This window comes from Catellatospora vulcania, assembly GCF_009720385.1.
Taxonomy (GTDB): domain Bacteria; phylum Actinomycetota; class Actinomycetes; order Mycobacteriales; family Micromonosporaceae; genus Catellatospora; species Catellatospora vulcania.
Genome location: NZ_WARX01000001.1, coordinates 1,179,801 through 1,193,240, shown reverse-complemented (window position 1 = coordinate 1,193,240; position 13,440 = coordinate 1,179,801). Strand labels below are relative to the sequence as shown.

Below are 13,440 nucleotides of genomic sequence, written 5' to 3'. Positions count from 1 at the left end.
GCAATATTCCCAGCGTGATTCACGCCCGATCCGCCCCACCGGGCCTACCCCCCGTAACCGCGTGCCCCGGCTCAGGCATGCCCCCGCCTGCGGCGCACGTCGCGGGACCGCACGCCCCCGTCGATACGAGCGGCTGACCGACCGCCGCCCGACGGCACCCGCACGAACAGGGCGGCCCCGCCGCCGCACCGGCCCGCGAGGGACCGGCACGGGCGACGGGACCGCCCGACCACCGTGTGGGACCCGGCCTCAGCAGGCCAGGTGACCCGTCACGACTGCGTCACCGTGAGATTGTCCAGACCCGCCTCGACGAGGCTGGCCGTGCTCGTGTCCGCCGCCTCGACCAGGAAGCGCACGCTCTGGCCCGCGTACGCGCTCAGGTTCGCCGTCGCACCGCCCCACGCGCCGTTGCGGTTGCTCGCCGCACCGGTGATCGTGGCCAGCACCGTGGTGCCGCCGCTGTGCACGATCGAGATCCGCAGGTAGTCGGCACTCGACGAGTTCGACCCGTGCGCCAGGTACCACTGCCAGTTCGCGCTGAGCGTGCCGGTGGCCGGCAGCGTGATGGCGGGCGAGCGGATCGAGCTGACGCCGCCGTCGAGGTCGAAGTCACCCGCGGCGGTGCCCGCCGACAGGCCCGTCGCCAGGTCGTTGGCGCCCGCGAACGGGGTCAGCTGCTTGGCGCCGCTGGAGTTGGTCGCCTGGGCCGCGCCGCGCGCCCACTGGCCGGCGGTCGCGGTGTCGGTGCTGCTCGGGTTGACGGTCCAGCCGGTCGCGGTCTCGAACGTGTCGGACCAGACCGTTGTGCCGCCACCGCCGGTGCCGCAGTACGTCGACTCCTTGCCGATCACCCGGTACGGGCAGTCGGCCTGCTGCAGCAGCATCAGCACCGCGGCCCGGTTGCGGGTCGTCTGCGCGGTGATGACCTCGTCGGGCGGGTAGAAGCCGCCGCCGGAGCCGGAGCTGCCCGGGTACATCTCGAAGGTGTACGCCCAGATCTTGTGGGTCCCCCACATCCAGTCGATGGACGTGCCGTCGGCGACGTAGAGGTCGCTGGACTGCTCCGGGGTGTAGCTGTTCGTCGCGGCCATCTGCTGGCCCAGGGTGGCGAACGTGTTGTACTCGTCGGCGCTCATGCCCGACGGGTTGTTGGCCGTCGTGTAGCCGAACGGCCACAGGATGAGCTGCGAGTACGTGTGGAAGTCGATGTTGGCCTTGATCTGCTGGACGCCGCCGACGACCCGGCTGTTGACGAAGTTGCGCAGGTTCGTCGACTCGGGCGCGGAGAACGCGGACGGGCCGCGGTACGTCTCGCTGCTGGTCGTGCCACTGGACCCGCCGCAGCAGCCCCACTGGTAGGACCAGTTGCGGTTGAGGTCGGTGCCGACGTTGCTCGACCCGCTGTTGGGCTGGCGGTTCTTGCGCCACGACCGGTAGCTGCCGGTGGCGATGTCGTACTCGCCGCCGTCGGGGTTCATGTCCGGCACGATCCAGATCTCGCGGCTGTTCACGATGTTCGTGATCGCCGAGTCGGAGCCGTAGCCGCTGGTGAACAGGTTCATCAGGTAGATGGCCATCTCGACCGTGAGGTGCTCACGGGCGTGCTGGTGGTGGTTGAACAGGACCTCGACCTCGTTCTCGTCGGTGGCGACGTTGTCCGAGATCTTGATCAGGGGCATGTTGCGGCCCTCGTAGGAGTTGCCGATCGTCGTCACCCGGAAGATCGACGGGTAGGACGCGGCCAGCGAGCTGATGACGCTGTTCATCTCGCTGTAGTCGTGGTAGTTGGAGTCCGCCGGCGGGAACGCCAGCGGCACCGGGCCCACCGGCTGGACCGGCGTGAGGACCCTGGTGACCGTGAAGCCGAGGGCCTTGATCGCGGCGGCCTCACCCGGGGTGGCGGTGACGTCCATGATGCCGTGGTCGAAGCCGTCGATGGCCGCGCCGGTGCCGGCGATGGCGTTGCGCTGGGCCAGGGTCTTGATGCCCTGGACCGTGTAGTGGCCCGACGAGCTGGTCTCGGGTGCGAGCGGGGCGCCTTCGGCCGGTCCGGTCAGGACCATGGTGCCGGCGAGCGCGAGGGTGGATACGAAGACGGTTAACCGTCGCCGCATGACTGCCTCCAAGCGGGGGTAAAGGAGGCTCACAGCAGACCACCAGGAACATGGTCATTGCAATATGTCAATCTAGCTATCACACGATGTTACGGCCGACCCTGCCGCATCGGATCCGCCGCCGCACTGGGGCAACCGGCCGAGTGGCGCGACCGAGCGCACGCCGATACCATTCGCTTCATGATCCACTCGCCCCCGTCCCGTGACGACGCCGAGGTCGCGGCAGCCGCGGCACACGCCGGCGCGGACGTGGTGCGCAAGATGTACGGCCGCCGGCTGACCCGCATCGACAAAGGCGCCGGGGACTTCGCCACCGCCGCGGACCTGGCCGCGGAGCAGACGATCCTCGATGTCATCCGGGCCGCTCGCCCGGACGACACGATCGTCGGCGAGGAAGGCGGGCGGCAGGGCGCGGCCGACGCCGCGCGCCGGTGGCTCGTGGACCCCCTGTGCGGCACGCTCAACTACGCCGTCGGCAACATGCTGGTGGCCGTCAACGTGGCGCTGCGCGACGGGCCGGCCGCGGTGGCCGACCCGTTCAGCGGCGAGGTGTTCGTCACCGACGGACGGACCGCCTGGGTACGCCAGGACGGCGCGGACACGCGACTGACCCCCACCCCCGCCACCCGGCTGGTGGACGTCAACCTGGACCCGCCGTTTCCGAGCGCCCCCGGATTCCGGGCCGTGGAGCTGCTGGCCCACCCCCGGTTCGGCGAGCACTTCCGGCCGCGCGTCGTGTCCACGACGCTCGCCCTGGCCTGGGTCGCAGCCGGCAAGCGGGCCGCGTACGTCACCGACGGCGGCGACCTGTCCGCAAGCGTGCACTTCGCCGCCGGCATCGCCCTGTGCCGGGCCGCCGGCTGCGTGATCACCGGAATCGACGGCGCCCCGGTCGGCCCCGCCGCCCGCGGGCTCCTGGCGGCCGCCGACACCGAGACCCACGCCCTGCTGCTGTCGATGATCCGCAGCCGGGGCTAGCCCGCGACCCCACCGGTCCGGTCGAGCGAGCCGCCCCACGACCCGGATCGGGTACGCTCGGCGCTGATGAAGCTCGTATTAGACCTGCATGACATCTACAACAAGGGCCGCGACATCGAGCGGGCCTTGAACGACATCATGGCCGAAGCCATCGCCAAGAAGGCTCCCATGATCGAGATCATCCCCGGCAAAGGCTCCGGCGCCCTGAAGAAGACAGTCCTGCGCTACCTCGACCAAAAAGAGGTGAAAGCCCTCTACCACCGCGTGGAGAAGGACTCCAAGAACTTCGGCCGCCTCTTCGTGCACTTCAAGCACGCCAAACCCGGCCGCCGCTGAGCCTCGCCCGCCGCCCGGCCCCGCCGCCGCCGTCGACGCGACCGGACACCGGGCGCGCGTCATGTTCAATGAGCCCATGCTGCGGTGGATGGGCCAGGTACGCGCAATGCAGTGGTGGAACATCGGCCCGATCATGACCATGGCGGTGTTCGGAGCGCTCTCCACCCCGATGCTCCTGGGCGCGGCAGAGATCTTTCTGACCGTCCACGTCGACGGCCTGAAGGGCACCGTGACGGTCGAGTCGTGCGAGCCGTTCATCGGCCGCGGCGGAGGCTCGGCGGGATGGAGGTGCAGCGGACCATTCCGTTCCGACGACGGCACGGTCTCGATCCCCCGAACCGAGATCGAGTCTCCGCTCAGGGACCGGCCGCTCGGACCGGTTCCGGCCATCGTCAGCGACCCGAAGGCCACCAGTGCGATCCTGCCGGACATGCCATGGGAACCGGCCCTGGGAGTGGGGATCACAGCGCTCGCCGTCGGCGCCTACCTGACCTCGCGCTGGTACCCCTGGTGGGCCAGACGCCAGACAACAGCCACCACGCACAGACCCGCCCCGTCCTAAATCTCCCGCACACCTCCCCGCGTAACTCCCCGCCCGGCACCACGCCCGCCCGGCCCATCAGCGATCTTGCGCGGCGCGTGGGGACGACACACTCGTACCGGACAAACCACCAACAGTTCGCGCAAGATCGTCGCGATCTTCGCCGCTGCGGGTGGCGGGAGGTCGGGGGGTGTGGGCAGGATGTGACCCGTGCCGTCACCGACCTCGCTGTCCGACATCCGAACTGAGGCCCTCGCGCGCCGTGACCGCGGCGATCTGAACAGCGCCCGCACGCTGCTGGAGCAGTCCCTCGAAGCGGCCGTCATGGCCGCCGGGGAAGACCACCCCGAGGTGCTGGTCACCGGCCACCTGCTCGCCACCATGCACCGGCAGTCCGGCGACCTGGGCGCCGCCCGCCGGGTGCTGGAGAACGCGCTGTACAACGGCGGCTACCGCTTCGGCGAGGAGCACCCGCTGCTGCTGTCGATGTCGTTCGACCTCGCGCAGATCGCCGACGAGCTAGGCAACCGCCACGAAGCACGCCGCCACTACACCAGGGTCGCCACGCACGGCCCGCAGGCGCCGGGCTTCGACCAGCAGGTCCAGGTCGCCCGCTCCTGGCTCGGCCCGGACGCCCCCGCGCCGGTCGCCCCGGCGCCGGTGACCCCGACGCCGCCGCCCGCACCGCAGCCGCCCGAGGACTCGACCGCGCTGCTCCCGCCGCCGTCGCGGCCGACCACCTACGTGTCGCAGTCCGCCCCGGCCACGCCGGAAGCCCAGGCCCCGGCCGCTCCGGCCACGCCGGAAGCCCGGACCTCGCCCGCCACGCCGGAAGCCCGGACCTCGCCCGCGACGCCGGAGGCCCAGCCGCAGACCGCGCCACCGGTCTGGCCGCTGCCCCCGTCGACCCCGCAGACCACGCCGACGCCGGACCCCGACGACCGCACTGCTCTCGTCATGTCCAGCACTCCGAACACGCAGCAGGCACCCACCGACCGGCCCTCGGTGCTCACACCGCCGAGCACCCCGGCCCCGCCGAACCCGGCCGACGACCGCACCTCGCTGCTCACGCCGCCCGCGCCCGCCACGCCGCAGCGGCCTGACGACCGGACGTCGCTGCTCACCCCGCCCGCACGCCCGAGCACCCCGGCAACGGCCGCCACCCCGGTGACGGCCGACCGGACCCCGCCCTCGCCGCCCGTCGCCCCCGCCAGGGACGCCGAGCCCGCGCACGAGGACGACCGGACCGCGCCGTACGGGCTGACGATTCCGCCGCGGCGCGACCCGTCCGCGACCCGGGCCATGCCCCTCGTGCCGACCCCGCCGGCCGTCCCGCTCCCGCCCGAGCGCACCCGGCCCGCCCAACCTGACCGGTTCCCGCCGGCGCAGACCCGCCAGGACGCGCCGCGCCACGACACCGCGCACCCGGACCAGTCCCGCCGGCAACCGCCCCACCAGGGCCAGCCCGGTCAGGAGCACCCCCACCAGCAACCGGCTCAGCATGAGCAAGCCCGCCAGCAGGCACCGCACCAGGGGCAACCACGCCAGGACCAGCCGCCGCAACAGGGTCACCCGCAACAAGGTCAGCCGTACCAGGGCCAGCCGTACCAGGACCAGCCGCGACGCGACCTGCCGCCCGTCGACCAGACCCGCACCACCGACGGACGCATCCCCGTCGCGCCGCCGCCGCAGACCCCCGCCCGCCACCTGCCGCAGCAGCCCCAACACGTCCCGACACCGACGGTCTTCGCCCCGCCCGCACCACCCGCCGCACCACCGCGCCGCAGCCGCGGCCCCGTCGTCGCCGCCATCGCCGCCGCGATCGTCGCCGTGCTCGCGGCCGTGGCCACCCTGCTCATCGTGATGTGGCCGAACAAGGACCAGGAACCGACCGGCCCGGCCGTCGAACCCCGGCCCGCCAGCGACGTCTTCGTCACCGGCGCACCCAACGGCGACATCACCGTCAGCTGGTTCGACCCGTCCGACGGCTACGCCGCGCAGGTGCTGCTCGGGGCACGCGAAGGAGAGCAGATCGCGACGATGGGCAAGCCCGCCAACGGTGAGACGCAGTACACCGTCACGGGTCTGAACCCCAACTGGGACTACTGCTTCGTCGTCATGAGCATCTACAGCCAGGTTGACCTGCTGCAATCCAAGCAGGTGTGCACCGACCGCTCGACATCGGCGACCGCGTCGCCCACCGTGACACCATGAGCGTCCTCACTCGACTTTCACCGTTGACCTGCAGCGCCTAGGATGACGTCGGCTTCTGGGGAGAACGCCAGTCGGCGAGCGGGGTGAACGCGACAAAAAGCACCCCGCGCTCATGGGGAGGGGCGATCCGTGGCGGATCTGTCACCGAGCGCGATCACACGCAAGGCACGGACCAAGGGTGGCGTCGTCACCATCGTCACGGTGCTGGCGATGCTGGCGGCCATAAGCCTGACCTGGTTCGGGATCAGCGCCAACGACCAGGTCTCGGCCAGCTTCGACAGCAGCTCCTGGCTGTGGAGCCTCAGCCGCGGCGAGATCGCCCGGGTCAACGGACTGACCGGCAAAGTGGACACCCGCTCGCAGGCCCTGGTGGCCTCGCAGGGCCACTACGTGCAGGTCAGCCAGTCCGACCGGTATCTGATCGTGCGCGACCAGCACACCGGCCGCATCAGCGCCCTCGACCCGGCGACGCTGCAGATCACCGCGTCACAGGAGTCGCAGGCAGGCCTGGGTGTGCAGGTGGCGCTGCACAACCAGGCGGCGTTCATCATCGACCCCGTGCAGGGCGTGGTGCGCCAGCTGGACCCGGCGACGCTCCAGCCGATCGGCGAGCCGCTGCGCTACCCGCCGGGCATCACCGGCGGGCACTTCGACGGCACGGGCCGGCTCTGGGTCGCCGTGCCCAGCCAGGGCACCGTTTCGGCGATCACCCCCGCGCCCCTGTCGCCGCCGTCGGGCGGCACCGGCGGCAGCGGCCCGTCGCTGGTGCGCACCGAGCCGGTCGCCGAGGCGTTCCACGACCTGGCACTGTCGGCCCTGGACGACGGCGTCGCGGTGCTGGACCAGACGAACGGCTCGCTGACCCTGCTGCGCGGCGACGACCTGAAGAAGGTCGAGATCGCCGGTGCGGCAGGCGGTGAGCTGCCGGAGCGTACGGCCGGGCAGGACCTCGCGGTGACGGTGGTCGACGGCCGCAAGGTGTATGTCATCTCCGGTGAAAAGGTGCACGAGTTCACGGTGCCCGGCGCCGGGGGGACGGTGCGCCCGGCGGTGGCCTGGGCGGGCTGGTTCTACGTGGCCGACGACGCCGCGGGCAAGGTGTACGCGCTCGACCGTGAGGGCAAGCTGGTCAACACGATCGAGGCGGGCAAGCCCGGTGGGCGGCTCGACCTGGAGGTGCGCGAGAACCAGCTGTTCATCAACGCGCCGGGCTCGTCGACGGCCCGGGTGGTCAACGACAAGCACCAGGTCAAGGTCGTCGACAAGTTCAACGACGACGTCGTGGGCGGCACCCCGCCGCCGGTGATCCCGCCGGCCCCGCCGAAGCCGCAGCCTGGCAAGCCGGGCGCGCCGCGCAACGTCACCGCCGCGTCGGGCGACACGAAGGTGCGGCTGAGCTGGGGCAAGGCTCCCGAGAACCTCTCGAAGATCACCAAGTACGTGGTGGAGGGCGACGGGCGGACCTGGACGGTCGGCGCGCGCAACCGCACGCTGGTGATCGACAAGCTGACCAACGGCAAGACGTACACGTTCACCGTGTACGCGGTCAACGGCAAGGGCAGCGGCCCGTCGCGCAAGAGCAATCCGGTGATGCCGACCGGTGAGGTGCCGGATCCGCCGACGAACCTGAAGGCGGTCGAGAAGCCCGACGGCACCGTCGAGGTGAGCTGGACCGCCGCCAACGGCCAGGGCCGCAAGATCACGAGGTACGAGGTCACCGCGATCAACGCGGGCAGCGGCGCCCTGATCGGCACCACGTCCGGCGCGACGAAGCTGGTCATCAAGGACGGCGAGCTGGACTACGGCACGCAGTACGCGTTCACGGCCGTCGCGGTCAACGACAAGGGCGCGGGCTCGGAGGTGTCGCAGCCGTCGGGTTCGGTGGTGCCGTTCACCAAGCCCGCGCAGGTGGGCAACCTGTCCGCGGCAACCGTCGGCACCGCCAAGGGCTCCATCCGGGTCGCCTGGCAGACCCCGGCCGACAACGGCCGCCCGATCTCCGGCTACAAGGTGACGGCGGGCGGCAAGACGCAGACCGTCACCGGCACGAACGTGACCCTGGACGGGTTCGCGGACGGCGAGATCGTGTCGGTCGACGTGGCAGCGGTCAACGAGGCCGGCACCGGCCCGAAGGACACCACCAGCGCGAAGACCATCACCGACGCGAAAGTGTCGAACGTGTCCGCCGGCGGCGCGACCTACAAGGGCTTCACGGTGAACTTCGCCTACGACGACGGCGGCGGCACCGCGACCTGCACGGTGTCCATCAACGGCGCGGACCGCACGGTCGGCTGCAACACCGGTGCGGGCGGCTACGACGTCAACGAGGTCGCGACCGACAGCGCGTTCACGATCACGGTGTCGGTGAAGAACGCGACCGGCACGACCGCGACGTCGGGTCCGGTGACGGTGCGCACCAGGCGGCTCAACGGCACGATCCGCTGCGTGGGCTGCTCCAGTGGCATCGGCATCTACAGCAACTCCCGCCAGCAGTCCAACGAAGCTGTCGGCGACGCCCAGAACGGCGACACGTTCAAGGCGTTCTGCTGGAAGCAGGGCACGGCCGGCAACCAGAGCGGTGACGCCGAGCTGTTCGCGGCCGGGGAGAACAGCAACAAGCGCAGCGACAAGTGGATCCAGATCACCTACCGCGGCAACCAGCGTTACGTCCCCTTCATCTGGCTCAACCTCGACGACGGCGACGACTACAACGACGTGCCGCAATGCTGATCCACTGAGCTTCCCCGGCACGAGCCTCACCGCGCGTGCCGGGGATTCTCCGTCTCCGCCCCTCTTTCGAGCACAAAGGACACTCCCGTCATGAACCAGCCCCTCCCACCGCTGTCCGCCGGTCAGGTCCGCGCGTTCGCCGACCTGACCGCGAAGCTGTCCGGCGCGATCTCGACCGTGGTGCTCGGCAAGCCGGAGGTGGTCCGGCTGGCGCTGGTCGCCATGTTCGCCCAGGGCCACGTGCTGCTGGAGGACGTGCCGGGCACCGGCAAGACGACCCTGGCGCGGGCGATCGCGGCGTCGGTGCAGGGCGCGTGGCGGCGCATCCAGTTCACCCCGGACCTGCTGCCCTCCGACGTCAGCGGCGTGACCATCTTCAACCAGGCCAGCCGCGGCTTCGAGTTCCACCCGGGGCCGATCTTCGCGAACATCGTCATCGCCGACGAGATCAACCGGGCGTCGCCGAAGACGCAGTCGGCGCTGCTGGAGGTCATGGAGGAGCGCTACGTCACCGTCGACGGCGTACGCCACGCGGTGCCGCGCCCGTTCCTGGTGGTGGCCACGCAGAACCCGGTCGAGATGGACGGCACCTACCGGCTGCCCGAGGCGCAGCTCGACCGGTTCCTGATGAAGCTGTCCGTCGGCTACCCCGACGAGGCCGTCGAGATCGAGGTGCTGCGCGGGCACACGCTGCGCTCCCCCGACGCGATCACCCCGGTCACCGACACCAAGACGATCGGCGAGGCCGTCGCGCTGGCGCACCGGGTGCACATCGCCGACCCGCTGTACGCGTACGCGGTGCGGCTGGCCGTGGCCACCCGCGAGCACAAACACGTCCGGGTCGGCGTCAGCCCCCGCGGTGTGATCGCGCTGACCCGCGCCGCGAGCGCGTACGCGCTGACCGAGGGCCGCGGCTACGTGCTGCCCGAGGACATGAAGGTGCTGATCGAGCCGGTGTTCGCGCACCGGGTGCTGCTGACCCCCGACGCGCAGCTGCGCGGGGTCACCGCGACCGAGGTGCTGCGCGACGCCGTCGAGGCGGTGCCGGTACCGCTGCCCGGCCAGGAGTCCCCGTCCGGCGAACCGGCCGCGGCGGCGCGGCACGCCGGATGATCGTCACGCTGCGGGGGGCGGGCCTGACCGCCGGCGGCGTGGCGCTGCTGGCCACCGGTTTCACCTTCGGCTACCCGGAACTCGCGGTGCTCGGCGCGACCGCCGTCATCGCCCAGCTGCACGCGCTCGTCCACGCGGCCCTGCGGCCGCGGCTGTCGGTGACCCGGTCCGTGGAACCCGACCGGGTCTCACGCGGCGAGGGCAGCACCGTGACCCTGACCGTACGCAACACCGGCCGCTTCGGCGCGGCCACGCTCGTCGCGCATGACCGGTGCGGCCGGGCCGGGCAGGACGGCGCGACCGTGCCCGTGCCGCTGCTGCGGCTGCGCCCCGGCCGTGACACCGACGTGTCCTACCCGGTGCCCACCGACCGCCGCGGCGTCGTCAACGTCGGCCCGTTGCAGGTCACCCGGCGTGACCCGCTCGGGCTGGTGTCGGTGTCGCGCAGCCACGGCGACACCGCCCGCATCTGGGTCTACCCGAAGACGCACCTCATCCAGGCCGTGCCCGCGGGCATCTCCCGCAGCCTCGACGGCCGCCTCGACCGGGTCCCGCACGGCGCGATCACGTTCGACACCCTGCGCGAATACGTCATCGGCGACGAGCTGCGCCACGTGCACTGGCGCACCAGCGCCAAGGTCGGCGAGCTGATGGTCCGCGAACACCTCGACACCAGCCTGCCGCAGCTGGTCGTGCTCCTCGACGACCGGGCCGCCTCGTGGGCCGACCGGACGGCGGCCGGATCGGTGTCGTTCGAGAGCGCCTGCGAGGCCGCCGCGTCGATCGTCGCCGCCGCGACCCGCGAGGACCTGCCCGTGACACTGCACCTGGTCAGCGGCCCCGCCGCGGGCGGCGGCCGGATCCGCGGCGCGGCCCGGGGACTGCTGGACCTGCTCGCCGAGACCGAGCCCGCGCCCGGCGGCGACGATCTGCTGGTCGACGCGACCAGCCGGCTGCGCCAGCACCGCCCCGGCGACACCCTGATCTACCTCACCGGCACCGCCGGGCTCGCCGACCTCGCGCTGGTGTCCGGGCTCAAGGGCCCGTTCCCGTCGGTCGCCGTCGGCGTGCTCGGCCCCCGCCTGGCAGAAGAGCCGCAGCCCGCCGGGGTGCTGCTGCTACGCGCCGAGGACGGCGAGGACTTCGCCGCGGTATGGGACGGAGTCGCGCGATGGTAGCCCGCGCACTGCGGATCCTGTTGCCACCGGCGCTGATCACGGCGATGCTCGTGCTCAGCGGCCTGGTCGCCGACCGCATCTACAACGGCACCCTGTTCACCGTCCTGATCGCGGGCGCGGCAGCCGGGTCGGTGGCGATCAGCCTGGCCATGACCCGGCTGCGGGCCTGGACCGTCGCACCGGTGTCCGTGCTCGGCCTGGCCGCATACCTGGCGTTCGCGCTGAACCTGTCCGCGCAGCGCGCCGGCATCACCGGGGACCTGCCGACGATCGCCACCGAGGCGCTGCGCGACGGCATCCCCCGGCTGCTGGCCGTGCTGGTGCCCGTCGAACCGCAACCGGACACGGTCGCCGTGCCCGTCATCGCGACCTGGCTGGCCGGGCTCATGGCGATGGAACTGACCGTGCGCACCCGGCGCACCCTGGTCGGGCTCACCCCGCCGGTGCTGCTGTTCGCCGGGGCGCTGTGGCTGGTCGGCCCGGCCGCGCCGCGTACACCCTGGCTCGCGCTGGGATTCGCGGCCCTGGCCGTGGCGGCGCTGGCGTTCACCGGCCGGGTCCGCACCCCCGACACCGGCCTGGACCCCGCCACCCGCAGGGCGCTGCGGCTGCGGGCCGCGCTCGCCGGCGGCACCGGCTTCGCGCTGATCCTGGCCCTGGTGGCCGGGGCCGCCCCGCCGGTGGCGCAGCAGGTCACCGCCGCGCCGTTCGACCCGCGCAGCCTCATCGACCCGCCGGTCCTCGACGCCCTCGACGAGAACCCGCTGATCCGGCTGTCCGGCTGGGCACTGCAGCCGCAGGAGAAGCTGCTCGACGCCGACGTCGCCGCCGACACCCGGATCCGGCTGGCCGTGCTGTCCGACTACGACGGCGTCACCTGGCGGGTCGGGGCGACCTACCGCCCGGCCGGGCGCAGCCTGCCCCGCCCGCCCGGCGAGGTCGCCACCACCCCGGTGCAGCAGCGCATCACCGTCGCCGGGCTCACCGGCAAGCTGCTGCCCGCCGCCGCCACCCCGGCCCACGTCGACGGCGTACGCGTCTCCTACGACCAGGCCACCGGCACCATGCTGCGCCCCGAAGGGCTCAGCGCGGGCATGACCTACACCGTCACGTCGCTGCACAGCGAACCCGACATCAACCTGCTGCCCGTCGCCGACGTGCCCGCGGGCATGGCCCGCTACATCACGCTGGGCCCGAACGTGCCGGACAACCTCAGCCGGCTCGCGCAGCAGCTCGGCGCGGACAACGGGGCCCCGTACCAGCGGGCCCTGGCGATCGAGCAGTTCCTGTCCGAGCACTACAAACTCGACCCGCAGGCGCCCAGCGGGCACGCGTACCCGAACCTGAACTTCTTCCTGTTCGGCCCGCCCGGCACGGGCGCGGGCAAGGGCACGTCGGAGCAGTTCGCGGCGTCGTTCGCGGTGCTGGCCCGGCTGCTGAACCTGCCCAGCCGGGTCGTCGTCGGGTTCACCGCCCGCGCCGGCAGCCACGCGGTCACCGCCGGCGACGCGCTGGCCTGGCCGGAGGTGTACTTCACGGACCTGGGCTGGGTGCCGTTCCATCCGTTGCCCGAACCCAACGCCGAGACCAAGCCCCTGGAAGACGAGTTCAAGCCGAAGCCGCCGCCGTCGGAACCGCCGCCGTCGGACGAGCCGATCCCGACCCTGGACCCGACCACCGACGCGTCCACCGCCGCACCTGCGGCCAGCGCAACGGCTGCTGGCGGCGCGAACGTGGCCTTGGTCGCCGGTGCGGGCGGCGGCGGGCTCGTTGTGCTGCTGCTGGCCGCGTTCGTGGTGTTCGTGCTGGTCGCCCGCGGTGCGCTGCGGCGGCGCAGGCTCGATGAGGGCAGCCCGGATTCGCGGATCGAGGGCGCGTGGCTGGAGGTCGGCGACGCGCTGCGGCTGGCCGGGCGGCGCGCGCCGGAGCATCTGAGCGCCGCCGAGGTCGCCGCGCACGCGGCCGAGGCCGCCGCGCCGGTACGCGGCAAGCATGAGGTGCGCCTGGCCGCGCCGACGCTGGACGAGCTGGCGGTCGCGGTCAACCAGACGGTGTTCGGGCCGGGCACGGCCGGTGACGCCGAAGCAGAGGCGGCCCGCGGCCGGGCGGTGGCATACATCGATGAGCTGAAGGCCCGCCGCTCGTGGTGGCGGCGGCTGCTGTGGACACTGCACCCGGGCCCGCTGCGCTGGCGGCGGCCCCGCCGCTAGCGCAGGAACCTGGTCTCGGGCCGGCA

The 13,440-nt window shown here is 72.3% G+C and carries 9 protein-coding genes; 8 read left to right on the top strand and 1 reads right to left on the bottom strand.

All coding sequences use genetic code 11. The features are described from left to right. Positions 1-269 precede the first annotated feature (269 nt). Complete coding sequence (locus F6W97_RS24700) at positions 270-2,114, bottom strand: M14 family zinc carboxypeptidase (protein ID WP_155372771.1); 1,845 nt, start codon at positions 2,112-2,114, stop codon at positions 270-272. Between the two features lie 180 nt (positions 2,115-2,294). On the opposite strand from F6W97_RS24700, the gene F6W97_RS24695 reads away from it, so the two are divergent. The 8 genes from F6W97_RS24695 (at position 2,295) to F6W97_RS24660 (ending at position 13,414) form a co-directional block, all read left to right on the top strand. Beyond that, the gene (locus F6W97_RS24695) at positions 2,295-3,092 is read left to right on the top strand and encodes an inositol monophosphatase family protein (protein ID WP_155372770.1); all 798 of its coding nucleotides are present in this window, start codon (positions 2,295-2,297) and stop codon (positions 3,090-3,092) included. Positions 3,093-3,158: 66 nt separating this feature from the next. After that, positions 3,159-3,428 carry a Smr/MutS family protein gene (locus tag F6W97_RS24690; protein ID WP_155372769.1) on the top strand — a complete coding sequence of 90 codons (270 nt, stop codon included), beginning with the start codon at positions 3,159-3,161 and terminating at the stop codon, positions 3,426-3,428. Positions 3,429-3,516: 88 nt separating this feature from the next. Further along, positions 3,517-3,990, top strand: coding sequence for a hypothetical protein (locus tag F6W97_RS24685; protein WP_155372768.1), 474 nt, complete (start codon positions 3,517-3,519; stop codon positions 3,988-3,990). 189 nt (positions 3,991-4,179) lie between these two features. Continuing rightward, complete coding sequence (locus tag F6W97_RS24680) at positions 4,180-6,183, top strand: tetratricopeptide repeat protein (protein ID WP_155372767.1); 2,004 nt, start codon at positions 4,180-4,182, stop codon at positions 6,181-6,183. Positions 6,184-6,312: 129 nt separating this feature from the next. Beyond that, a complete protein-coding gene (locus F6W97_RS24675; RefSeq protein ID WP_230686932.1) occupies positions 6,313-8,913 on the top strand; it encodes a fibronectin type III domain-containing protein in 2,601 nt (866 codons plus the stop codon). A 90-nt stretch (positions 8,914-9,003) separates the two neighbouring features. Next, a complete protein-coding gene (locus F6W97_RS24670) occupies positions 9,004-10,026 on the top strand; it encodes an AAA family ATPase (RefSeq protein ID WP_155372766.1) in 1,023 nt (340 codons plus the stop codon). After that, entirely contained in the window at positions 10,023-11,204 is a 1,182-nt protein-coding gene (locus F6W97_RS24665) for a DUF58 domain-containing protein (RefSeq protein WP_155372765.1), read from the top strand. The genes F6W97_RS24670 and F6W97_RS24665 overlap by 4 nt, the downstream gene beginning before the upstream one ends. Further along, entirely contained in the window at positions 11,198-13,414 is a 2,217-nt protein-coding gene (locus F6W97_RS24660) for a transglutaminase TgpA family protein (protein WP_230686931.1), read from the top strand. The genes F6W97_RS24665 and F6W97_RS24660 overlap by 7 nt, the downstream gene beginning before the upstream one ends. The last annotated feature ends 26 nt before the right edge of the window (positions 13,415-13,440 follow it).